The sequence below is a fragment of the Paenibacillus sp. FSL W8-0186 genome, from assembly GCF_037969765.1.
Lineage (GTDB): Bacteria > Bacillota > Bacilli > Paenibacillales > Paenibacillaceae > Fontibacillus > Fontibacillus woosongensis.
The window spans coordinates 4,420,234-4,443,354 of the sequence record NZ_CP150207.1; the positions used below are offsets into that span (position 1 = coordinate 4,420,234).

A 23,121-nucleotide genomic window follows, 5' to 3' on the forward strand; every position below is an offset into this window, starting at 1 on the left:
AATGATTTGCCGAATAGTACCTTTTGGTGAACGAAGACGACCGTCTCTCGTTCTTTTGAGATTGTGATTTTATGTTATGTTGCATGAAACCTAATGTACAAGATTCAGGAGGAAGCTATGAAGTTCGGATTTAAACGCAAGAACCAACGTTATACTGTTCTCGTCGTTCCTGAAGGCTCCCAGCCGGTCTTTCGTCTGAAAATGACTTCCACATATTTGCTTGCCGGCTTAGTCGCCGCCGCCGTGCTGCTCGTCACAGCGCTCGTCCTCTTCACGCTGAACCGGAGCCATGCCTTTAAGATCGCCGCTTTGGAAGCCAAGCTTACGGCGTCCTCGGAGCAGCTTCAAGCGACCGTCAGCGATAAGGAGCAGGAAATCGACCGCTTGCTGCTTCAACTGGTAGAGCTCTCCGAGAAATCCAAAACACTGGAAACGAAAATGACGGAGCTTGAGCGGTTGGAGGCCGAGCTGAAATCCATTACGAACGGAGAACGCACAGGGAGCGGAATCCAGTCCGCTTCGGCTTTGTCATGGCAAAATTCCGACGCCGGAAGGAGTATGGAAGGCATGGGCGGCGAGCTCATCCCTCTGAGCGAAGAGGATATCGACTCCCTTATTGAAGAGACGAGGGAGAGCATATCCGCCTCTTTGGAGGAAATGCCCGCTCTGCAGGCAAGGCTGGAACAAACCAAAGAAGCGGTAACAGAGTACAAAAAAATGATGCGCATATTACCGACGTACTGGCCTGCGGATTCTTTGACAACCACCTCCCCGTTCGGCAAGCGGCTCGATCCGTTTACTGGCAAGCTGACACTGCATAACGGCCTGGACATCAAAGGAAACATCGGCGATTTGATTTACGCCGCGGCTGACGGAACCGTCGCCGATGCCGGATACAGCACTTCGCGCGGCAATTACGTCACCATTAGCCACCCGTCTGGCTTATCGACAAATTACTTGCATCTTAATGAGATTTCAACGGCAAAAGGAGAAAAAGTGAAGCAAGGCGACGTGATCGGTACGCTAGGTTCGACCGGACGCAGCACAGGTCCCCATCTGCACTTTGAAGTGGTGAAGAACGGTGTGATGGTCGACCCTGAAATATATTTAATCAAACCGGAAAAGGATGAGGATGAATAATGTTCAAAAGCAAGGCCGTTCCCGTGAAATTAGATCCCGATACGACCGATACACTCGTAGGCGAGGGCAGCAGCTTCGAAGGCAATATTAAATCGGATGCGAGCATCCGGATCGAAGGAAAGGTTACGGGGGATATTGAGTGCAAGGGCGATGTGACGATCGGAGAAAAAGGGCAAGTGAAGTCCAATATTTCTGCGCGCAACGTTATTATCGCCGGTACTGTGACCGGGGACATTCAGACGATGAGCAAGCTTTCCATTACGTCAACGGGAAAACTGTTCGGCAATATTGAGGTCGCCAGCCTGTCTATCGAGGAAGGCAGCGTTTTTGAAGGCAGCAGCCGCATGAGCAGCCAGCCGGAAACCGTTCCAAGCGCCAGCAAGGAGGCCGCGGCTACTTCAGAGAAGAAATCAGAGAAGAAATCTTGATATTCGTTCGGCCGCAAAAAAAGGGTTGTCCCATTCAAAAAGGACAGCCCTTTTGTATTTCTTCATTTACATTCGTACTCCGCCATCGAGCTGGGCATTGCCTTCCTCGGGGCAGGTGCCTACAGACCAGGACTCCAGTGTAATTGACGGCTCCGCCTTAAGCACCCAGCTGGAGAACTCGCCGCTTTTCCATTTCAAGTAGGCTGCGGCCCCGATCATGGCGGCGTTGTCCGTGCAGTATTTCAAAGGAGGAATGACCAGATCGATCCGATCCTTCCCGCACCGCTCGGCTAATGCCGTCCGGAGCCCCCGGTTCGCGGCAACCCCGCCGCAGAGCAATAACTGCACTGCACCCGTCGACTGTACCGCGCGAATTGCTTTCTCCACCAGCACCTCGATGACCGACTCCTGAAAACCGCGGGCTATGGCTGGGCCGTAGCCTTCCTCCCCGCGCATTTTATGCTGATTAACCGCGTTCAGCACAGCCGACTTCAGCCCGCTGAAGCTGAAATCGTAGGAATCCGGCTCCAGCCAGGCCCGCGGAAGCACCTCGACGGTCTCCGACTCAAGCGCCAGCTTGTCGACATGCGGGCCGCCGGGGTAAGGAAAGCCTAGCGCTCTCGCCACCTTGTCATAAGCCTCCCCGACAGCATCGTCTCTTGTGCGGCCGATGAGCTTGAAGCTGCCTTCCCGCTCCATCAGTACAAGTTCGGTATGCCCGCCGGACACGACAAGCGCAATCGAAGGATATTTAATTTCCTGCACCAGCCGGTTCGCGTAAATATGCCCGGCAATGTGGTGCGTGCCGATCAGCGGCTTATCGATGGCAAAGGCCAGACTCTTGGCCGCCATAATGCCGACCAGCAAAGCGCCGACAAGTCCGGGACCTTCCGTCACAGCCACGGCTGATAAGTCCTGGAGGGAAATGCCGGCCTCCCGGACGGCTCCCTCCAGCATGAGCGTGATACTCTCCACGTGCTTCCGGGATGCCACCTCCGGCACAACCCCGCCGAATGCCTGATGCGTCTCGATCTGGCTCGCAATTAAATTCGAGAGCACCTCGGTCCCATTTTTCACAACGGCTACGGATGTCTCGTCACAGCTTGTCTCGACCGCCAATATATAACAATCCTGCTTCAAATCCAATCTTCTTCGCTTCCTTCCTCTTCGCCTGCCTGCGGCTCCCGCTCAGGCAGCTCGCACCACATAATGAGCGCATCCTCCTGATTGTCGGAATAATATCCTTTGCGGGTGCCGACAGAATGAAATCCAAGCTTCCTATATAAAGACTGGGCGGAATGATTCGTAACGCGCACCTCCAGCGTCATCCGGCGCATGCCTAGCTCGCCTGCCCAATCGATCATCCTGCGGAACAGCAGCTCGCCCAAATGATGACCGCGGTAGGCCGTTCTTACGGCGATATTAGTAATATGCGCCTCGTCAAGAACCGTCCACATGCCGGCATACCCGATCGGGCTCCCTTCGTATTCCATCACCAGATATTTGGCGAAATGATTGAGGGTCATTTCGCTGCGAAATGCCTCCTCGCTCCAAGGCAAAGTGAAGGATTCGTGCTCGATGACCATAATATCGGGAATATCCTCAAGCGTCATCTGACGAAAGGTCACCTTATCCATTTGTATCGACTTTGCTGACTCCATGTCCGGCCCCCTCATGAAATGCTAACGAAGCTTCTTCGCTTCCGCTTCCGCTAACTGGGTATAATTCGGCTCCAGCGTATGTACATTGTCATGGGCTCCGCGAAGAAGCTGCTCCGAACCGATAAGGCCAAGCCAGGCCCCTTCCAGCTCATAGCCGGCGATATGCAGCGCGTCTCCCAAGAAAGGCCGGAGCTCCTCAACCGCAGCCTCATGGACCGCCACGTCCCCAACAAACCATACGCCAGCCGGCCTTTGACCAGCAGGCAGCGCCTGAAGCCGGGTGGCAAGCTCGTCCCGCCAGTCGGCCACGAGCCGGATCGCATCCGGGTCCAGGCGGCGCGGTATTTGCCCGATTACTGCGCTAAACAGCGCAGTATACGCCTGTCCGCGCCGGGCATCGATCAGCGGCACAATCCAATGCTGGGCGGAATAATCCGCCGCTTCTGCACCAGCCGATAGATCATCATCGTCATCGCGCCCGTACGTTGAGTTATTTTCATTACCGGCTGACGCATCATCGGCTGCCTGAGCAATAACCTCAGCAAATTGCTCTGGAGCCTGGGCTGTTCCTCTGGCCAAAGCGCCAAACGCAATCGCCTCCAGGCTCGATACGGCGGATACCGGCAAACCCAGAGACCAGGCCAGCGTCTTGGCCGTCGTAACGGCGATGCGGACTCCGGTATAGGAGCCCGGTCCCACTCCGACGGCGATGCCGTCCAGTTGCTGCTTGCCTACTCCCGCTGCAGCGATTGCTTCCTCAATCGCCGTCACTAAATAAGCGGAATGATTCCGCTCCGCCTTAATATTCCGTTCAGCCAGCAGCTTGCCGCCCTCCATGACGGCAACGGCTAACGACGACGTCGACGTATCCAGCGCCAATAACCGCTGGCGCGGCTCTATCGTATGCTTCATTTAGGTGCAGCTCCATTCTGTCTCAAGGTCGTGATCCATTGCTCATAAGGTTCTCCCTGGGCCGTCAAATGCATTTTACGCTCCGAGCCCGGTCCGGCTTCTATATATATGCGCAGCAGCTGTTCCGGCATAATTTCATCAATAATGCTAGCCCACTCCACCAGCGTCACGCCGCTGCCGTAGAAATATTCGTCCAGTCCCAGCTCCTCCGCTTCCTCCAGCGACAGCCGATACACATCCATATGATAAAAAGGCAATCTGCCCTCATATTCTTTAATGATGGTAAAAGTCGGACTGTTTACCGTATCCCGAACTTCCAAATGCTTCGCGAACAGCTGGGAAAAAGCCGTTTTCCCCGCACCCAAATCACCGTCCAGGGCAATGACCGTTCCCGGCGTCGCCCGCGCGGCAAGGAAAGCCGCGAGCTGCCCGGTCCCTTCCAAATCCTTCGCCTCGTACACCCATTCGGCCGAAGCTTGATCCAATCCCACTACGATACAACCACCTTTACATACGCAAAATGTATGTCCCCATTATATCGGTCTGCCGCATGACCCGCAACAACTTGGGCCGCAGCCGCCCGGTTATGAGAAGCCAAACTGGACCATACTATGATAGAGATAGTTCGTCAGTTTCCTTGGTACTACGCGCATATTTACGTCGAACTCGTCATCATCATACACCAGCCAGCCCGCCAAAAAATAAATATCGAACACAGAAAGGAGCAAACACAAGATGCATACTGTATGGAAGGGTGCGATCAGCTTCGGGCTTGTACATGTCCCGGTCAAAATGTTCTCCGCCACGGAGGACAAAGACATCTCCATGAAGTACATTCATACCGCGTGCGGCAGCCCGATTTCTTATGTAAGGCGTTGTCCTACCTGCGACAAGGATACAACCTGGGAGGAGATTTCCCGAGGATATGAATATGAGAAGGGCAAGTACGTCCTGTTTGAAAAAGAGGAGCTGGAGCAGTTGTCGGCCCAGACCGAAAAAACGATCACGATTCTGGACTTTGTAGATTTGACCGAAATCGATCCAATCTATTTCCAGAAAACCTACTATCTCTCCCCGGATCAAGCGGGGTCGAACGCCTATCAGCTGCTGCTGGAAGCGATGCACCAGTCCGGCAAAATCGGCATTGCCAAAATCGCAATCCGCTCCAAAAGCAGTCTGGCAGCTATTCGCGTCATGGAAGGCTGCCTGGCCGTGGAGACAATCTTCTATCCGGATGAAATCCGGCCGATCGCGCAAGTGCCCAATCTGCCGGAGAACATCAGTGTAAACGATAAAGAACTGTCCATGGCCAAGCTGCTGATTGAACAGCTGTCCACACCTTTTGAGCCGGCGAAATATACCGACGATTACCGCGAATCCCTGCTGCATCTCATCGAGCAAAAGATCGCCGGAGAAGAGATCAGCCTGGCCCCAGCCAAACCGCAAACCAATGTCATCGACCTGATGGCGGCACTGCAGGCGAGCATCGAGGCGGTCAAGCCCGTCGTCACCGATCCTGGACCGGCCAAGCGTACCCGCAAAACGGCGGCTAAGAAACCAGCCGCGGGGGCAGGCGGTGAAGATGCTCCGCAAAACGACGAGCTTGCTCCAAAGCCGAAGAAGAGAACATCAAGCAAAGCGAAGAAAACCATTTCCTGAACACTATATCCCCTGCGTAACCGTACAGCTCTCCGGCGGCACGTCGGCCATCCCCTGCAATACGGGGTGGCGCATCGTTCCGCCGGGAGTCCACTCCATGAACTGCACCTTCACCGTAAGCAGCGGCCGGGTCCATACCGCTCCCTTTATCCGCTGCGGGATGTTATGAAAGAAGCGCTCCTTCACCGTCAGGATGGATATTTGCTCCGCCAGGCTGCGCCATGCCGGCTGATTCAGCTTGCCGCTGCCCGTGTGACCTATATACACAAATTGACCGTTTTCATCATACAGACCCAGCAGCAGGGCATTCATCACGCCATCCCGATAAGTTACGCCGCCGATCACCGCATATAAATCATAGCCGAGCTTCAGCTTTTGCCAGCGCCCGTCTTTGCCGCCCAAAGCATAGGTGCTATCCAGCCGTTTACTGACGACTCCTTCCCAGCCCCGCTCCTTCATGACGGCAAACAGCAGCTCTCCATCGGTGTAGCTCGGAACAAGCTGAATCGTCCCGCTAGGAATAACAATCTCTTGCAGCAGCTCCTGCCGGTCGGCCAGAGAACGGCCTGTCACCCACTCTCCGTTGTGATACAGCACATCAAAAATCATATATATGGCAGGGATCTGCTTGACCGCAAACCGTATTTCCGCCTCGCGGCGCAGACTGTCCCGCCTCATGACCTCATGGAAGGACGGCTTGTCTCCAGCAAGCGCAATCATTTCTCCGTCAAGAATGACCGAATCCGCGCGGCAATAGGATGAGACATTCATAAACTCGGGATACTGCTTGCTCCGTTCATTGCCCTTGCGGTTAATCAGGCGCGTCATATCTCCGTCGTAGTAGGTGAGTATACGCACCCCATCCCATTTCACCTGCGCTATCCATTCCGGCCCTGCCGGAAGGGTCTCCGTACGTACCGGCTCAAAAGGGACTACCGGCTTCAGCTCCATCCTCATTCCTCCATTCCCTTGTTCTGTGATCCGGTCACGGATACAAACCGGCGGCAGCGTACCGCCGTTTCTATGCTTCTTTGTCCAAGTCTGCCCATGCCAGGTTACTTCCATTCTTATGTAAAGGGTACCGCTTCTAGTGGTGTTAAGTTCGTTTAAATTGGGTAAGCCTAATAGAAAATAAGGAAATCCATTCATGACAAGGAGCATGCTCATGTCTAGAACGACGAAAGGTACGATTCTCGTAGAGGGTGAGGAAGTCACCATATCCAATCCCGATAAGCTGCTGTGGCCCGAGGCGGGAATTACGAAGAAGCTCTATTTGGAGAAGCTTGCTGAAATCTCTCCCTATCTGCTCCGTTACTGCCGGAACCGCCTGCTTACGACGATCCGGTATCCGGACGGGGTGGGGCGCAAGTTTTTTTACCAGAAAAATGCCCCTGAACCGCTGCCGTCGTTCGTCCGCACCTCGATGCATGAGGGAGTCGACTACGTCGTACTGGACAGCCTGCCGGTACTGTTGTGGCTCGGCAACTTGGCGTGCATTGAGTTCCATCCGTCGCTGCATTATGTTCACGAGCAGCTGCCGTGCGAATGGATGATCGATTTGGATCCATCGCGGGAGGAGGAGCCGCGCATTATGGAGGCCGCGGCCTATGTCGGAGACATTCTGGCCTCCTTGGGGCTTCAGTCGGTGCCGAAGACCTCCGGGGCTACCGGCGTGCAAATCATCGTGCCGGTCGAATACGGCGTAACGTTTGACGAGCTGCGGCTGATCGGACAGTTCGTAGCCCGCTATGCTACGGAGAAATACCCGGAACTATTCACCATCGAACGGCTCAAGAAGGATCGGGGAGACAAAATCTATTTCGACTATTTACAGCATTATGGCGGAAAAACGCTAGCTGCGCCTTATACTCCCCGGGCACGTCCTACGGCCAACGTATCGACGCCTTTAACCTGGGACGAGGTGCGCAGCAATCCGCTGCCCTCCGATTTCAATCTGCACAATATCGGGGAGCGTTTGAAGCAAAAAGGCGATTTGCTTGCAGACGTCCCGACGCAATCCGTCCAGCTGATCCTTCAGCATCTGCGATAAAGGCCGCTCTAGGGGCTTGCTTCCCGCTCTCCGGCCCCGGTCAGAGCAGCGGGGAGAGCAGCCTGCACAGCAGCTCCAGCCCCCTCTGCAGCTTCGGCCGACGGGTAAATGCCTTCAAATCGATAGCCCTACTCTCGGCAAGATCTCTCAAGAAATCCTCGCTTAAACGGGAAATCGGCGCTTGATCGAACAGAATTGCCGTCATTTCGAAATTGCAGAAGAAGCTGCGCATATCCATATTCGCCGTTCCCACCGTGGCCAGCAGGTCATCCACGATCATCACCTTCGCATGTATGAACCCTTTCTCGTATTGATAGAACTTTACTCCCGATTGAAGCAGTTCCTCGACATAAGAGAGCGATGCCAGCTTCACGATCCGGCTGTCGGATTCGTGCGGAATAATAATGTTCACTTCGACTCCGCTAACGGCTGCGGTCTTAATCGCATTATAAATACTGGGGTCGGGAATGAAATAAGGCGACGTAATCCAAATGCGGCGTTTAGCGACAGCGATTGCACCAAAGCACATTTCCTGTATCGCATCCCAGTGCTGATCAGGGCCGCTGGTCAGGATCTGCACCTGTTCACTGCCCAGGCAGTGATGCTGCGGATACAGCTCAGGATGATTGACCCGCTGTCCCGAGGCCAGCCGCCAATCGGCCAGAAATGCATTTTGCAAAAAATACACCGCGTCTCCGCTGATTTGCAAATGCGTATCGCGCCAAAAGCCAAGCTTGCCGTCCAGTCCCAAATATTCGTCCCCGACGTTAAGCCCGCCTACAAAGCCGACCGTCCCGTCGACGACAAGTATTTTTCGATGATTCCGGTAATTGACCCTCCGGTCCAGCGTGGCAATCAGCGGAGGCAGAAAAAAGTACACTTCTACTCCGCCCTCCTGAAGCTCTTTGACAAAGGAGCTGTTCAATTGATAACTGCCGAGTCCGTCGCAAATCAGCCTGATCTTCACGCCCTCCCCGGCCTTCCTGAGCATCATGCGCTTGAACGATTGTCCTATACCATCCGCACGAAAAATATAAGACTCCATATGTATGTGATCCCTCGCCTGCTCCATTGCTGCCAGCATCGCCGCAAAAGTCTTCTCGCCATCCGTCAATACCTTAGTTTCGTTGCAGCCTGTAATAGGGCTCTCCGAAATATGCGTAAGGAGGCCGAATAACCGTTCCTGATGGCGATAATCCGGATTGCCCATCTCCTCTATGCTCTCGATGATAGCGGCCTGCTGCCATAGCTTGGCCCTGATTTCCTGAAACACCCTGGATCCGCGGCGCCGCAGCTTTCGCCGCTTCTTATAATCCTGAGCCACGAAGTAATACAGAATGAAGCCGATGACCGGGAACAGGAACAGAATCACCATCCAGGCTACAGCCTTGCTCGGGTTGCGAAATTCGAGAATAAGAATCGTAGCGATTTGAAAAATAAACGCGATAAGTACGAGAGCCAGCCACCACATTCACTTCACCTTCCTCCACTCAGCATTGACAATAAACACTAACTATATGAGACAAGATGACTTTTTTGACATGTTTTAAGAGACGCGGGAATAGATAAAGTAATAGAAGCTATCAAATCTACGGGAAGGAGATGCCATGAGAAGTGCTAGTTTACCCCATCGCATGACACTGCTTGTTCTGCGGGAAGCGAATCAGCCTGTCAAGCAAATCCAGGTATCGAAACCGTTTGTGATTGCTGTGCCGATCGCCGCCCTGTTATCCATCTCCGGTTTGATTATCAGCCTGCAAATGCAGTCAGGGCACACCATTTCACGCCTAGAGGATACGCTAAGGCTGCAAAATCTTAAATTCGAAGCCATCGTCACCGACAAAAATGAAGCGATCGAGCGGCTGCAAAGTCAGGTCATTACCTTGTCCGGACAATCCAAAGAGCTGATGGATCGCATGGAACGAGTAAGCGAACTGGAAGCAGAGCTGCAAAGTTTTATAGATAAATATGGAAGCAAGGGGGATGCCGGCAAGCTGTCCTCCCTCTCCTCCTTGTCCTGGGATGAATCCTTAGGCAGGGGCGGCGAGTTCATTGCCGTACATGATCAGGAAATTGAAGAATTGGCTCAGGAGACGAGCGACGATTTCCTGGAGATCAGCGCGATGCTGGATGAAATCGAGAAAAATGTGCCTACAACACTGCAAAAGGCCAAGCAAACGCAGTATTCCATTTCGGGAACCCCTTCCGAGTGGCCGACATTGTCTACCCGCCTCACTTCGAACTTCGGGTACCGGACCGACCCGTTTACCGGAAAGGCGGCCTTTCATGCCGGGATTGATATTTCCGGCAAAATCGGCGACCCGGTCTATGCTGCGGCGGCCGGTAAAATCATTGCCGCGGAAAGCAATCGCTCCAGGGGCAAATACATTATAATTCAACATCCGAACGGACTGCAAAGCTGGTATATGCATCTCAGCGAGATCAAGGTATCCGAGGGAGATGCGGTCAAGAAAGGGCAGACTATTGCCAAACTGGGCAACTCGGGCCGAAGCACGGGCCCCCATCTGCACTTTGAGATCGTTAAAGGGGACAAGAAAGTTAACCCGCTGTCTTATTTGCAATAATACATCCCATTCATGAACGGAGGATAAAAAAATGTTGAAGGATCATAAAAAAGTAGCCGGCTGGCAGGGGACTTTGATCGGCCAGGGCAGCGTAGCCGAGGGAAAGCTGGAGTGCGAGGCGAGCCTCCGGATCGAAGGTTCGTTCCGCGGGGAAATTGACTGCCAAGGGCAGGTCGTCATCGGCGAAACCGGGGAGGCGCATTCCAATATTAAAGGCGCGGACATTATCGTAGCCGGCAAGGTCGTCGGAGATATCGCCTCGCAAGGGCGGCTGACGATTACGAGCAGCGGGCTGGTGGAAGGAAACGTGCATGTAGCCAAGCTTGTTATTGTAGAAGGCGGCCTGCTGAACGGCTCGAGCCAGATGGAGCAGCCGGCTGCCGTGACGGTGCCCGTTCCGAGCTCGAACAAGAAGTCCAAAAAAGCAGCACAGCCCGAAGCAGGGTGAATTCCCCGCTTTGGGCTGTCTTTTCATCAGATATAAGTGAATAAAATTAGTTAGTCTAGCTCGGCCTGATCCGCTTAAGCCTCGGCGGTTGTCATGCTCGCGGTGCCCGGCTGCTCGCGGCGCAGGAAATACAGCATGGTGAGAATCAGGAACGCAACACCAAAGCCCGCCAGGACGCCGAGATTTTGCCAAGCAACCCCGAACTCTCCGCTGGAAATAACGGCCTTATAGCCGCTAACGCTGTATGTCATTGGCAGCATCGGGTTAAAGACCTTCATCCAGTCCGGAATCAGCTCTAGCGGGAATGTGCCTGCGCTGGTCGTCAGCTGGAAGATCAGCATCAGAATGGCCAGGAAGCGTCCCGGATTATCCAGCCAGGTTACCAGAGCCTGAATAATGAACATGAAGCACAGGCTAGTGGCGAAAGTAAAGAAATAGAACAGCGGCACACTCTGTACTTCAAGCTTGAGCACGTAAAGCATTAGAGCGGCAGACAGAATCGATTGGATCAAGCTCATGCCCGTAAAGGCGAGAGCCCGGCTCACGAATCGGTTCCATCCCGTCGCCTCCGATACCGAAGAACCTCTGGTCGGTACGACAAGCGTAGAGATCAATGCTCCGACGAACAGGCCCAGCGACAGGAAGTAAGGCGAGAAGCCGGTGCCGTAGTTTGGAACCTCATTCATTTTATGCTCCTCGATTTCGATCGGTTTCGCGTACATATTGACCAGCTCATCGCTTTTCTTCACGCCGGAGGTCTGCTCGGCGGCTTCGCTCAGCTTGCTTGCCAGCTCGCCGGAGCCGGAGGCCAGTTTATCCATGCCGTCCTTCAGCTCTCCGGCGCCACCCGCCAGCTGCTTGGAGCCGCTCGCTATCGTGCTGACGCCGCCGGACAATTGGCCAACGCCGCCCTGCAGCTTCTCGGCTCCGCCGCTCAGCTGCGCAGCGCCGCTCGCCAGGCTTTGGCCGCCCGTCGCGGCCTCCGACAGCTTCGCGCCGAATTGCTTCAGCCCGCTCGCCAGCTGCTCTTGCCCGCTGGCCAGCTGGCTAGCGCCCTGTGCGAGCTGCTGCTGGCCTTGCACCAGTTCCCCGCTGCCCTGCAGCAGCTGGCCGTGGGCGCCGTGCAATTCACGCGCGCCGTGCACCAGCTCCTGCTGTCCGGCAGCAACCTGCTGGCTGCCTTCAGCCACCGCTTTGCTCGCCGCGATCAGCTTCGCAAGCTCGGGATTGGCGGCCAAATCGGGGCTTGCCTTCGCGAGCTGCTCAAGGCCCTGCGCTACGCCTTTGGCGCCTTCGGCCACTTGGCCGCTGCCTTGCAGCGAGGCTTCGAGCCCCGTTTGCAGCTTCGCGCTGCCCTGCTCGGCGGCCGTCAGGCCCGCTTGCAGCTTCTCGGCGCCTTGCAGAGAAGCCTGCAGGCCCGTATTCAGCTGCGCCCCGCCTTCCTGTGCCTTCACCGCGCCGTCCTCCAGCTGCTTCTGCGCGGCAGACAGCTGGCTCAGGCCGCTGGCCAGGCTGGAGGCTCCGCCTTGAAGATCCTTGGCGCCTTTGCTCAGCGTGACGGCGCCTTCTTCCAGAGGCGTTACGCCGTTTTGCAATTGGTTTGTGCCCTGTACCAGCTTGGCCAAGTTCTCTTTGAGCTTCAATGCTCCCTCATCCAGCTGTACAGCACCGTCGCTAATTGTGCTTGCTCCAGAGCCGGCATCGCTTAAGCCTCCGGAAATTTTCTCAACCTGGTCAAACAAAGTTTCCGTATAAGCTTCCGTAACTTTAGCCGACACCTTCGATTTAATTTCTTTCACGGCGGTGCCGCCGATTTGCGAAGCCAGGAAGTTATAGCCTTCATTCGGCTCGAATATGAGCTTGGCAGGCTGAGGCTGCTCATCCATCAGGGTCGTCGCCTTGGACGAGAAGTCCTCTGGAATGACGATCTTCATATAATATTCGTTATTTTTCATTCCTTTGTCCGCCTGCTCTCGGGTGACGAATCTCCAAGAGAAGTCATCATTTTTCTTCAGCTCATCGACCAAATCGTGGCCAACCTGCAGCGATTTGCCTTCATATTCGGCACCAGTATCTTCGTTTACAACAGCTACGGGCAGCTCGTTCATTTTACCGTAAGGATCCCAGAATGCCGTCAGGAACATTCCGCTGTAAAGGACAGGAATGAACAGGACGACCAATATAGGAATAATCACTTTTGGTTTCTTGAAAGAAGCTCCCAAATCCTTAAAAAACACCGACATCGATTTCACTTTAGCTTCTCTCCTTTAGATCTCTATCTCTATTTAATATTTATCTGTCTATGCGTGGCTCTATCGTTTACTCCGGGGATAGCCCTCCTGCCAGGAACATGCGGACAAATTCTTTAATTTGCTCCTTGCTTAACGGCTCCTCCCGCTTGTTCCATTCCGAGGTGAGCGCAATATACAGCTTAAACATCACGAAGGAAACAACCTTCGGATCGAGCGCCCGAATTTCTCCGCGCTGGGCAGCACGCGCCACCTTGCTCTCCAGATAGCGGAGTATTTCATCCTCGATCCGCTGTAAGCCTTCGCGAGCCTGCGGCGTGCCGAAATCGCGCACCTCCTGAAATAGCTTGATCAGCAGTTCATGCTCGCTCCTGAATTCCAGGAGCAGGTCCATGGAGTGGTATACGTTCTCGAAGAAGGATTTATCCTCCCTCACCTCTGTCTCGGTGATCCGTTTCATTTCCATAATGACCGATCGGAGTATTTCATCAAAGAGCTCTTCCTTATTCGTAAAAAAAGTGTAAATCGTCCCTTTCCCCACATTCGCGATTTTAGCTACTTGATCCATCGTCGTTGCCTTGTAGCCGAACAAAGCAAAGGATTTCTCCGCCGCCTCGATCACCTGCTGTCTGCGGTCTATTGCCATGATCATCACCTCCTTTAAAGTAATGTTTATACCGGTCACCGCTTCAAAAATGACCAAAAATCATTTTCGGTCATTCGGTCATTTTTCACTTTAGCACTTCGATTATTGCTTTGCAACCTTTTTTTTGGCGGCAGCTTATTCCCCGACTTAAGTCCAGCTGCCAGCCAGTCTGCAGACTCTTTTGTTTCCGGCCGCAACCTTATAAACTATAACCAGGTATTAACATTACGAAGCTATTTAGACACGCAAATAACCGCCCCGCTCGGGACGGATCTATTCTTAAAGCAGGTGATAACATGTCCAAAAAACGAGTGCTGATTCTATCGGAGGGGTTCGGAAGCGGTCATACCCAAGCCGGTCATGCACTGGCTGCCGGCATCCGAAAGCTGTGGCCGGACGCAATGACGAAGGTGATGGAGCTGGGCTCTTTCCTTAATCCGATTATCGCCCCATGGATTTTGTCTGCTTACCGGGTTACCGTTAATACGAGCCCTTCCCTGGTCGGAATGCTCTACCGGAAAAAATACGAAAAGCCAGTCGGGCGGTTAACCCGGCTGGCCCTGCATAAAATGTTCTATCAGCATGCATCCGAGGTAATCGGACAGCTTCAGCCGGATGTCATCGTCTGCACGCATCCGATCCCAAATGCTGTCGTCGCGAGACTCCGTGCGTCAGGCCTTCGCATACCGCTGTATACCCTGATTACGGACTACGACGCCCACGGCGCCTGGATTAGTCCTGAGGTGAATCAATATCTCGTGTCCACACTAGAAGTTAAAACATTGCTTCAGCAGCGTGGGGTCAACCCGGATACCATCCAGGTCACCGGAATTCCCGTTCATCCCAATTTCTGGAGCATCCAGGACAAAGCATCCGCCAGAAGAGATCTCGGTATCAAGCAAATGCCTACCGTTCTCGTCATGGGCGGCGGATGGGGACTGCACTTCAAGGAAGAGCTTATCGACAAACTCATCGCCTGGCGCGACAAGGTACAAATCATTTGCTGCACTGGCAGCAACGGCAAACTGACAGAGAAGCTGCGCGCTTGTCCGGAGATGATGCACGAGAATATTACGATCATCGGGCACACCCATGAAGTCAGCAAATGGATGGATGCCTCCGATATCCTGATTACGAAGCCCGGCGGCATGACATGTACCGAGGGACTGGCTAAAGGCATACCCATGCTGTTCTTTGAATCGATTCCTGGTCAGGAGGAGAAGAACCGCGAATATTTCGTCAGCCACGGATACGGCATAGATATGTCTTCTCCCAAGATTATCGATCAATGGTTCTCTGCGATTACGAATCCTTCGCGCAACACATTGCTTCATGACAAAATTAGCCAGCTTCGCCCTCAAGCCTATGAGCCGGATTGCTGCGCCAAGAACGTGATTAAGCTACTCCGGGAAAATTCCATTCAACCTGAGCTCGGATATGCTTATTTATAGAAAGTATGATTCCCGATTTCCTTCGATTTACTCTTCGTATGAGCGACCGTTAAATCCGTAGCCAAAGATAACGCCAGGAAATAATAGGTGTCGTCGGACACCTCCTTGCGTCCATGCAAAGCTTCCGTTACAGCACGAATAGAATCCTCGTTCGGTGTAACACGATCCATTCTTCCGTTCTGCACAGGACTAAATTGCGATTTTTGATATATAACTTCCTTAATCGTGTCGGGGTAATTGGCGGACCGCAGCCGGTTTAAGACAACGTTGGCAACTGCCACCTTGCCTTCGTACGGTTCGCCCTCTGCCTCTGCCATCACAATTTTATGAAGGAGATGCAGCTCTTCATCCGTCAGAACGTAGTGCCAGGTTGCCTGATCCTTGTCTGCCTGACTAAGTAGTTCTGTCCGGGTGAAGTATATTTGGTTGGGGGGATGAGACATATCTATTGCTTCTGCTGCTTGTGCAGACGCCTCAGCCTTCGCCGTATTCTCTTGCACCAGAGCCTGCTCCGCTGCAATCCAATGGCGTGTAAACAAAAGCTGATATGGCTGACTTGCCTTGGTTTCACTTTGCTTCTTCATCGGCAGCATGGAAATTAGCGGCACAATGGGTCGATAAATACGCCTCTCCTGAGACAGGGATGCGTCAGTTGTTGCGGCAAGGAGATTCCGATCCTGCTGTTTTACGATTGCGGAAATACTATTTGATGAAAGCTCGATCGGCCGAGCACGATTCTCACTATTATCCATGCGGCCCCATAATAAAGAAATCGACCCTGAACATACTAGAATAGCACTAATCAAAAGCGCGACGTAACGATTCTGTCTGAAAATATACATATGGCCTCCTACAATTACAATATCTCTGAAATGACTCCTTCAACTATGTAACCGAAAAAAGAGGTTTTGAATAATATCTCTTAATTATTCGACATAAAGAGCCTTCCGAAAGGGAAGGCTCTCCTTATTAAAGTTCTACAGCTAACGGAGAAACATGGGATTCATTTCCGCATGGATACGATCCCTACTACCTCATACATCGGACTTACGGTTACCCTAGTACGATACAACATAATGGTGTCATTTGTCCAATCTCCAAAGGATAATCCTTTATTTGCCAGCGGCTCGCGCAGTTTTTCTCCCTCTGAAAATTTGCGGGCCAGTGTAATATGCGGGGCATATGGCCGCTCCTCTGGCACATATCCCAGCCTGGAGTTCACCGCAATAACGCGGCTGTGAAGATGGCGGAGAGCGTCTACATCGCCATCTACGCCGCACCACAGTACCCGAGGCTGATCCGGACGCCCGAAGGCTCCAACCCCGGCTGCTTCCAGCCGGAAGGGCCGGGCTTCAGAAGCAGCCTCCCGCAAACCGTCCAATAGGGCCTGAACTTGAGTAACGGGCGTATCTCCTAAAAATTGCAAGGTAATATGATAATCCGCCGGATGCACCCATTTACGGAATTTCCAGTCCTTGCGGCGCTCCAGGCACCAGGCGTGCAGCTGATTTTTGACAGGTTCCGGCAATGCCACAGCAACAAACAGGCGCCATTTCTCCTCTTCCACAGACATGCTCATCCTCCTTGTGAATTTACTCTCAATATTTGTTTTTTTGTCACATTTGCATACTTGCCGTTATTATTCAACAAACATTTCAGATTTATAATGTATTTATATGTATCAATCATACAAATTTAATGATAGGAGAACTACTACAGCATGGGATTAGCTCGCAAAATCACATTATCTGAGAAGCTGCACACCATGATCGAACGCTTTAAAATATAATCTGTGCTAAAAAACAACAAGATGACCTCTGAGCTGTTCAGAGGTCATCTTGTTTGGCCCTAGGCCAATGTCGTACTCATATATAAACTATCTTTCGATCTAAAAATTGCACCCTATTATTTGTCTCTGCGCTGACGAGCGCGGGCTTCCCCGCCTTTACGGCCTGCTTCCTCACGGCTCATCTTTCCATCATCATTATCGGAATTACTGCGGGCTTCTCCGCCTTTTTGCCCGATCTCCTGATAGAATTCTCTGTCATGATTTTTTGCGGTAGCTTCTCCGCCTTTGCGTCCGATCTCCTGATAGAACTCCTTATCATGGTTCTTAGCGGTAGCTTCGCCACCCTTCTTGCCAATCTCCTGATAGAACTCCTTGTCATGATTGCGGGCTGTTGCCTCGCCGCCTTTGCGTCCTGCTTCCTCCAAGCTCATCTTACCGTCACGATTGTTGTTAGCCATGGTTGGTTCACTCCTTATCGTATTTGTAAGGTACCGCATCGGGTACGGTATTGTATTACCCGCTCTAAAGAAATCAAAACATCAGCGGCGGATGATATACGATTTGGCAACCGGAACATAGGTGACATTATCCAGCAAGATGTCGTAACCTAGCGATTCTCCATTTACGGTCACCGTAATTTTTTTAAATTTATGATCCAGTTCTTTGGTTTGCAAATTGGGTTTCATTTCGCGTTCTCTCCTTATCTATCGATACGATTTGCGTTGACGGTACAAATTAACCCGCCGAGAGATCAACGAAACAGCAAGCATGCCTAGAGCACAGCAATCGTAAGCAGCAAATATTGGACAGAACTGATAATTTCTATGATTCCCACTTTCATGGGACGCAAAGTTTTTCCCGCATAAGCCATAGTACGGACCAAAGGAAACAAATAGGCAATCATCATCCACGGCAAGCCCAGCAACCAGGGAATGATTAGCAAGAGTACGTGAAATCCTTTAGCGCATGCGATCCAGCGCCTATTGGTTCGCTCACGGAATACAGACTTCACAAAGAATACGCTGCCCATGAAAAAAAACACGTTGAACACAACAACCAGCAGCATCGTGCGATCCCATCCGCCCCCGCCAAGCCAATAGGCGGCGGCCCCGCCGATCGAGAAGATCAGAACAGCGCACAGATCATTTAACACAGCCCTCTCTGATTTTTGCTTCACATGCCATAAATTGACCATCAGCAGGACTAGCAATATCGGCCCGAAATAGAACAGCTTCGGGAAGCTGAGCAGAACCGGTATCAGACACACCAGCGCAATGGCACTATAAATCACGCCCCAAGTGATCAAGCGCCTGCGCTCTTTTTTGCGCTTGACCGATTGCAGAAACGGATACGACGATAAGTATAGCAAGAGCCATGCCAGAAATAGCGGCAGATGCATCCACTGCGGCCGCCCCGCCATCATTCCGATCACGAATGGAACGCTGACCATGGCCCAGCCCCCATGTTCATGGGGGATTACGATCCCCTGCTTCTTCACTCGCCTAGACCTCTTCTCCTCATTGCATTTCTTTTAACCGCCAATATAGGACATATTGATTTTCTTGCGCTGCCGGACCCGCTGCTCCGTTCGTTCATCCGAATAACGGTCGCTCCGCTGCTCCCAGACACTCCGAATAGCTGTCAGCAGCTCGTCCTTGGATGCGCCTCCCCGTAGCAGCTCACGCAAATCAAACCCCTGTGAGGCGAACAGACAGGTATAGAACTTCCCTTCCGATGACAGTCTTGCACGTGTGCAGGTCGAACAGAACGACTCCGACACCGAGGTAATAAAGCCGATCTCGGCTTCGCCGTCCTTATATCGATATCTCTGCGCCACCTCACCGAAATAATGCGGCTCCAGGGCTTCCAGCTCGTACACCCTGCTCAATCTATCATAGATGTCTCTCTTGGTTACAACGCGTTTCAGACTCCAGTCGTTATCGTTGCCCACATCCATAAATTCGATGAAGCATAGCGTAATCCCCTTCTCTTTGAAGTAGGCGGCCATAGGGAGAATCTCCTGATCGTTTACACCTTTTTGCACTACCATATTCACCTTGATTTGAAAGCCTAGCTGTCTAGCATGCTCGATATTGTCGAGAATAGCAGCCGGTTTAATTCCGCGCCCATTCATATATGCAAACAGCTCCGGATTTAGGGCATCCAGACTAATATTCACTCTTCGGAGACCCTGATCATACAACGCTTGGCCATACTGCTTCAGGAGCAGGCCGTTTGTAGTCAGACCGATATCCTCAATCCCTTCCATATTCACCAGCCTGCCAACGAGTTCCGGTAAATTTCTGCGCAGCAAAGGTTCCCCGCCTGTTAACCGAATCTTCTTCACACCAAGCGAAGCAAACAATTGCGCAACATCGCAGATTTCTTCCAGCGTCAGCAGCTCGTTTTTGGGCAGAAATGGATAATCGTCTCCGAAAATTTCCTTGGGCATACAGTAGGTGCAGCGAAAATTACAGCGATCCGTTACTGAAATGCGCAAATCGCGGATAGGCCGATTCAGTTGGTCGCGGATAGGTTCAGTAGTCATTTCACATTTGCCCCTCTCTATTCTCCCTGCAAATCCTATATTGCTGCTTCGGTCAACCGCCGCTCACCGGCGGAATCATAGCAATCGTGTCCCCCGCTAGAATGACATGCTCTTGCTGAGCATACTCTTCATTGACAGCAACAAATACGGTTCGATGATTAAATTCCGGGTAAACCGCTTTAGCCCAGTCCATAAGCTCCCGCACCGTCCACTCCGGGCGGTCAATGAGTTCCTCCGCTTTCCCCGTCAAATCGCGAAGACCTGCAAAATAGAGCACTCGTATCATTCCGCACTCCCCCCTCGTTCAGGCTTCTTCCTCTGATTTCCGATCCATTCTTCACCATCTTCCCATATTTCCTTCTTCCAGATCGGCACCATTTCTTTGATGCGTTCAATCGCATATTCATTGGCCTCGTAAGCCGCCTTCCGATGCGGCGACGATACGGCAATGACAACGGCAATATCGGAAATATGCAATTCACCGATGCGATGGGCCATCGCCACACGCGTACCCGGCCATTTCTCTTCAATTTCGGCGCCGATTTGCGCCAGCTTTCTTTCCGCCATCGGAGCATAAGCTTCATAAGCCAAGTATAACGTTCTGACGCCGTGTGTCCATTCCCTTACATGCCCCGTAAACGTCGTTATGGCGCCTGCACCTGGATGCAGTACCAAATCAATAGCATTCTGAATATAGATAGGCCCGTCAACAATCTCATACCTTTTCATTATACAGCCACCTTATACGCCAAAATAGGGAAGAGCAACCGGCCGAATTGACCAGTCGCCCTTATTTCACGATATACTAATATCACTGAACAACCCAACGTAGTGGACGACTTCCCCGGAATCGTCCTTAACTGCATTGATAGTCAGAAATTCCAGGTATTCCTCTCCGTTCTTCCGGCGGTTCCAAATCTCTCCTTGCCATTGGCCTGTTTCTCTAATTGTCCTCCACATTTCCTCGTAGAATGGTTTGGATTGCCTTCCTGATTTTAAAATACTCGGCTTATGGCCAACAACCTCATCCTCGGCATACCCCGTCAGCTTGGTAAACGCCGGATTTACGCTTCTAATCCTTCCCTTGGAATCGGTAACTAGAATGCCTTGCCCCGTATAGCGGAACACTTTGCTGGACATGACCAGCCGATCCTGATAATACATCCATATGACCAGAATCAAGCTTGCCAAAGCAACTTGGGATAAAGCCATAAACCCGATGGAGTACTGTCCGGTCATGGAATAAATCATAGAGAGCATGAGCGGCGGGAAGAAGCCCCCTAGACCACCCATCATCGATACGATCCCATTCACGGTTCCCGCCTGCTTGTTGAAGTATTGCGGGACAAGCTTAAATATAACGCCATTTCCCAGCCCTGCACAAACCGCTATAGTTAGACTGCCTACGGTATATAGCCCGATTGAAGGCGAGAATGCCAACAATATTCCGGAAAGCGTCAGCCCCAGAAAAATACCCATCAATAGAATTAACGGTTTGAACTTGTCGCCAAGCCATCCGCCGACCGGACGCATAAACGTAGCCAGAGCGATAAATCCGGCCGTCCGCATCCCTGCATCCACTTTCTCCAGTGCAAAGTGAGAGACCAGGAAATTAGGCAAGTATACGGTGAAGGCCACAAAAGAACCGAAGGTAAGGAAGTAAAAAAGCGAGAACAGCCACAGCTTATCGCTTTTATAGACCGCCTTGATTTCATCCATAATCGGGGTCTTTACTTTAACTTCCTTTCGGTCTCCAAACAGTATATTTAATGCGATAAAAATCAATAGCAGAACAAGATAGAGCTTTACGGTCAAAGACCAGCCAACTTGCGTTGCGATGACCGGCGCAGCGAACGTAGTAATCGCCGTACCCAGATTGCCAATCCCGTAGACGCCGTTGACCAGCCCATGCCGTTCTTTCGGATAGTACTTCGGCAAAGACGTTACACCCACTGAGAATACGGCGCCGCCAATCCCCAGAAACAAACCGCCGATGACCAAATCGATAAACGTAGAGGCTGCACTTATATAGAATACCGGGAACAGCAGCAGAACGAAGCTGACCGAGAAGACGATACGGGCTCCGAATACATTGGCGTAATACCCGAAAGGGATTCGTAGAACCGACCCTAGTACAACGGGGATCGCCGTGAGAATTGCCAGCTTTTCCGCTGGAATTTGAATATCTTCTTTCATAAATGGAATGAGCGCCGAAATAATCACCCACACCATAAAGCCAAGCACTAAATTCATCGTTTGCAAAGGCAGCTGCATTTTTCTAATCATCAGATCACCTAATTCCTGCGTACTGAATTATTGATTCCCATCTCTTATTGTAAATGCCATACGCGGAGAAAAATAATAGGGAAATCCCCTGATCGTGCAGAGGAATTCCCTAAATATTGTGCATTTTAGATTTGGCTATGTTAACCTTTATTGTGATATTCAAGCGGGTGTGTTATTTGACTTAGAGTTAGCTCTAATGACTATACTTTTTATGAAGGGATTCCTTTATGGTGAGGAGGCAGTCTGATGGAATATGTAAAACTGGGAAACACCGGCTTGGATGTATCTCGATTTTGTCTTGGCTGTATGAGTTTTGGTGTAGCAGAGCGTTGGATTCATCAATGGGTACTTAATGAAGAGCAGAGCCGCCCCATTATTAAGAAAGCACTTGAGCTTGGTATCAATTTTTTTGACACGGCTAATGTATATTCGATGGGAACAAGTGAGGAAATTCTGGGACGAGCATTGAAGGATTATGCCAATCGAGATGAGATTGTACTTGCAACGAAGATACATGGCCGTATGCATGAAGGTCCAAATGGGGCTGGTCTTTCCCGAAAAGCAATCATTAGCGAAATTGATAAAAGCCTTAAAAGACTGGGAACCGATTATGTAGATCTCTATATCATCCACCGTTGGGATTACAATACCCCCATCGAAGAAACGATGGAAGCCTTGCATGATGTTGTAAAGGCGGGAAAGGCAAGATACATAGGTGCCTCAGCCATGTATGCATGGCAGTTTCAAAAGTCATTGTATGTGGCGGAGAAAAATGGTTGGACAAGGTTTATATCCATGCAAAATCACTTAAACCTTATATACCGTGAAGAGGAAAGGGAAATGCTGCCGCTTTGTAGAGAGGAAAAAATAGGTGTAACACCATATAGTCCTCTTGCATCGGGGAGATTGACCCGTGATTGGTCGGAAACAACGCATCGTTCCGAAACCGACCAAGTTCAGAAATCTAAGTATGATTCGACGGCGGACAGTGACCGATTAATTGTAGAGCGGGTTGCGGCAATCGCGGAAAAACGCGGAGTTCCTCGAATTCATATTGCACTTGCCTGGCTGCTGCAAAAAGAACCAGTGACAGCTCCTATTATCGGTGCTACGAAAACGTCTCATCTCGAAGATGCCATAGGTGCCCTTTCTATTGCATTAACACCAGAGGAAATTGCATCGTTAGAAGAACCATATGTACCTCACAGGATAGTTGGACACGAGTAATATTGACTTTTAGTCCGGCAGCATATTAAACCGCCCCTTACG

The 23,121-nt window shown here is 51.6% G+C and carries 25 protein-coding genes; 8 read left to right on the forward strand and 17 right to left on the reverse strand.

The annotated features are described in order from the left end of the window. Nucleotides 1-117: 117 nt before the first annotated feature. Both MKX50_RS19690 and MKX50_RS19695 read left to right on the forward strand, forming a co-directional pair. Nucleotides 118-1,140, forward strand: coding sequence for a peptidoglycan DD-metalloendopeptidase family protein (locus MKX50_RS19690; RefSeq protein WP_339157623.1), 1,023 nt, complete (start codon nt 118-120; stop codon nt 1,138-1,140). Continuing rightward, nucleotides 1,140-1,568, forward strand: a complete 429-nt coding sequence (locus MKX50_RS19695; protein WP_213593478.1) for a polymer-forming cytoskeletal protein — start codon at nt 1,140-1,142, stop codon at nt 1,566-1,568. The genes MKX50_RS19690 and MKX50_RS19695 overlap by 1 nt, the downstream gene beginning before the upstream one ends. A 66-nt stretch (nt 1,569-1,634) precedes the next feature. Here the strand turns inward: MKX50_RS19695 and tsaD are convergent, their stop codons facing one another. From tsaD to tsaE, 4 genes are read right to left on the reverse strand one after another with little or no spacing between them, the layout of a single operon-like run. Continuing rightward, nucleotides 1,635-2,714 carry a tRNA (adenosine(37)-N6)-threonylcarbamoyltransferase complex transferase subunit TsaD gene (gene tsaD / locus MKX50_RS19700; protein WP_339157624.1) on the reverse strand — a complete coding sequence of 360 codons (1,080 nt, stop codon included), beginning with the start codon at nt 2,712-2,714 and terminating at the stop codon, nt 1,635-1,637. Then, entirely contained in the window at nt 2,705-3,229 is a 525-nt protein-coding gene (gene rimI / locus MKX50_RS19705) for a ribosomal protein S18-alanine N-acetyltransferase (protein WP_213593474.1), read from the reverse strand. Before rimI ends, tsaD begins: the two co-directional genes overlap by 10 nt. 21 nt (nt 3,230-3,250) lie before the next feature. Next, nucleotides 3,251-4,141 carry a tRNA (adenosine(37)-N6)-threonylcarbamoyltransferase complex dimerization subunit type 1 TsaB gene (tsaB, locus tag MKX50_RS19710; protein WP_213593472.1) on the reverse strand — a complete coding sequence of 297 codons (891 nt, stop codon included), beginning with the start codon at nt 4,139-4,141 and terminating at the stop codon, nt 3,251-3,253. Beyond that, nucleotides 4,138-4,626, reverse strand: a complete 489-nt coding sequence (tsaE, locus tag MKX50_RS19715) for a tRNA (adenosine(37)-N6)-threonylcarbamoyltransferase complex ATPase subunit type 1 TsaE (RefSeq protein ID WP_213593525.1) — start codon at nt 4,624-4,626, stop codon at nt 4,138-4,140. Before tsaE ends, tsaB begins: the two co-directional genes overlap by 4 nt. A 250-nt stretch (nt 4,627-4,876) precedes the next feature. Here tsaE and MKX50_RS19720 point away from each other — a divergent pair, with 250 nt between their 5' ends. Further along, nucleotides 4,877-5,800, forward strand: a complete 924-nt coding sequence (locus MKX50_RS19720) for a Ku protein (protein WP_213593470.1) — start codon at nt 4,877-4,879, stop codon at nt 5,798-5,800. Between the two features lie 3 nt (nt 5,801-5,803). On the opposite strand, the gene MKX50_RS19725 is transcribed toward MKX50_RS19720, so the two are convergent. Then, entirely contained in the window at nt 5,804-6,751 is a 948-nt protein-coding gene (locus MKX50_RS19725) for an RNA ligase family protein (protein WP_213593468.1), read from the reverse strand. A gap of 214 nt (nt 6,752-6,965) precedes the next feature. Between MKX50_RS19725 and ligD the strand changes: the two genes are divergently transcribed. After that, nucleotides 6,966-7,850: a non-homologous end-joining DNA ligase gene (gene ligD / locus MKX50_RS19730; protein WP_213593466.1), complete on the forward strand. Its 885-nt coding sequence runs from the start codon at nt 6,966-6,968 to the stop codon at nt 7,848-7,850. Nucleotides 7,851-7,890: 40 nt separating this feature from the next. Here ligD and cls read toward each other — a convergent pair whose 3' ends face one another. Continuing rightward, nucleotides 7,891-9,321, reverse strand: coding sequence for a cardiolipin synthase (gene cls, locus MKX50_RS19735; RefSeq protein WP_339157625.1), 1,431 nt, complete (start codon nt 9,319-9,321; stop codon nt 7,891-7,893). A 136-nt stretch (nt 9,322-9,457) separates the two neighbouring features. On the opposite strand from cls, the gene MKX50_RS19740 reads away from it, so the two are divergent. Together MKX50_RS19740 and MKX50_RS19745 are read left to right on the forward strand one after the other, a co-directional pair. Further along, nucleotides 9,458-10,435 carry a M23 family metallopeptidase gene (locus MKX50_RS19740; RefSeq protein ID WP_213593463.1) on the forward strand — a complete coding sequence of 326 codons (978 nt, stop codon included), beginning with the start codon at nt 9,458-9,460 and terminating at the stop codon, nt 10,433-10,435. A 31-nt stretch (nt 10,436-10,466) separates the two neighbouring features. After that, nucleotides 10,467-10,883 carry a polymer-forming cytoskeletal protein gene (locus MKX50_RS19745; RefSeq protein ID WP_213593460.1) on the forward strand — a complete coding sequence of 139 codons (417 nt, stop codon included), beginning with the start codon at nt 10,467-10,469 and terminating at the stop codon, nt 10,881-10,883. A gap of 74 nt (nt 10,884-10,957) precedes the next feature. Here MKX50_RS19745 and MKX50_RS19750 read toward each other — a convergent pair whose 3' ends face one another. Together MKX50_RS19750 and MKX50_RS19755 are read right to left on the reverse strand one after the other, a co-directional pair. Then, the gene (locus MKX50_RS19750; RefSeq protein ID WP_339157626.1) at nt 10,958-13,135 is read right to left on the reverse strand and encodes a YhgE/Pip domain-containing protein; all 2,178 of its coding nucleotides are present in this window, start codon (nt 13,133-13,135) and stop codon (nt 10,958-10,960) included. Between the two features lie 67 nt (nt 13,136-13,202). Further along, nucleotides 13,203-13,778 carry a TetR/AcrR family transcriptional regulator gene (locus MKX50_RS19755; RefSeq protein ID WP_213593456.1) on the reverse strand — a complete coding sequence of 192 codons (576 nt, stop codon included), beginning with the start codon at nt 13,776-13,778 and terminating at the stop codon, nt 13,203-13,205. Nucleotides 13,779-14,074: 296 nt separating this feature from the next. On the opposite strand from MKX50_RS19755, the gene MKX50_RS19760 reads away from it, so the two are divergent. Beyond that, nucleotides 14,075-15,229: a glycosyltransferase gene (locus MKX50_RS19760; RefSeq protein ID WP_339157627.1), complete on the forward strand. Its 1,155-nt coding sequence runs from the start codon at nt 14,075-14,077 to the stop codon at nt 15,227-15,229. Here the strand turns inward: MKX50_RS19760 and MKX50_RS19765 are convergent. From MKX50_RS19765 to MKX50_RS19805, 9 genes are all read right to left on the reverse strand, one after another. Continuing rightward, on the reverse strand, nt 15,220-16,071 hold the full coding sequence (locus tag MKX50_RS19765; RefSeq protein ID WP_213593453.1) for a cell wall hydrolase: 852 nt from the start codon (nt 16,069-16,071) through the stop codon (nt 15,220-15,222). The two genes, MKX50_RS19760 and MKX50_RS19765, sit on opposite strands and share 10 nt — an antisense overlap. 161 nt (nt 16,072-16,232) lie before the next feature. Continuing rightward, the gene (gene thpR, locus MKX50_RS19770) at nt 16,233-16,802 is read right to left on the reverse strand and encodes an RNA 2',3'-cyclic phosphodiesterase (RefSeq protein ID WP_339157628.1); all 570 of its coding nucleotides are present in this window, start codon (nt 16,800-16,802) and stop codon (nt 16,233-16,235) included. A gap of 332 nt (nt 16,803-17,134) precedes the next feature. After that, nucleotides 17,135-17,476, reverse strand: coding sequence for a general stress protein (locus MKX50_RS19775; RefSeq protein WP_213593449.1), 342 nt, complete (start codon nt 17,474-17,476; stop codon nt 17,135-17,137). A gap of 81 nt (nt 17,477-17,557) precedes the next feature. Continuing rightward, on the reverse strand, nt 17,558-17,704 hold the full coding sequence (locus MKX50_RS19780) for a hypothetical protein (RefSeq protein WP_196427174.1): 147 nt from the start codon (nt 17,702-17,704) through the stop codon (nt 17,558-17,560). Nucleotides 17,705-17,790: 86 nt separating this feature from the next. Beyond that, on the reverse strand, nt 17,791-18,516 hold the full coding sequence (locus MKX50_RS19785; protein ID WP_213593447.1) for a YwiC-like family protein: 726 nt from the start codon (nt 18,514-18,516) through the stop codon (nt 17,791-17,793). 33 nt (nt 18,517-18,549) lie between these two features. After that, a complete protein-coding gene (gene moaA, locus MKX50_RS19790) occupies nt 18,550-19,566 on the reverse strand; it encodes a GTP 3',8-cyclase MoaA (protein ID WP_213593445.1) in 1,017 nt (338 codons plus the stop codon). Between the two features lie 52 nt (nt 19,567-19,618). Further along, nucleotides 19,619-19,852, reverse strand: a complete 234-nt coding sequence (gene moaD / locus MKX50_RS19795; protein ID WP_213593443.1) for a molybdopterin converting factor subunit 1 — start codon at nt 19,850-19,852, stop codon at nt 19,619-19,621. Beyond that, nucleotides 19,849-20,295: a molybdenum cofactor biosynthesis protein MoaE gene (locus tag MKX50_RS19800; protein WP_339157629.1), complete on the reverse strand. Its 447-nt coding sequence runs from the start codon at nt 20,293-20,295 to the stop codon at nt 19,849-19,851. Before MKX50_RS19800 ends, moaD begins: the two co-directional genes overlap by 4 nt. 66 nt (nt 20,296-20,361) lie before the next feature. Continuing rightward, a complete protein-coding gene (locus MKX50_RS19805; protein ID WP_339157630.1) occupies nt 20,362-21,852 on the reverse strand; it encodes an MFS transporter in 1,491 nt (496 codons plus the stop codon). Nucleotides 21,853-22,098: 246 nt separating this feature from the next. Here MKX50_RS19805 and MKX50_RS19810 point away from each other — a divergent pair, with 246 nt between their 5' ends. Further along, nucleotides 22,099-23,079: an aldo/keto reductase gene (locus tag MKX50_RS19810; RefSeq protein ID WP_339157631.1), complete on the forward strand. Its 981-nt coding sequence runs from the start codon at nt 22,099-22,101 to the stop codon at nt 23,077-23,079. Nucleotides 23,080-23,121 lie beyond the last annotated feature (42 nt).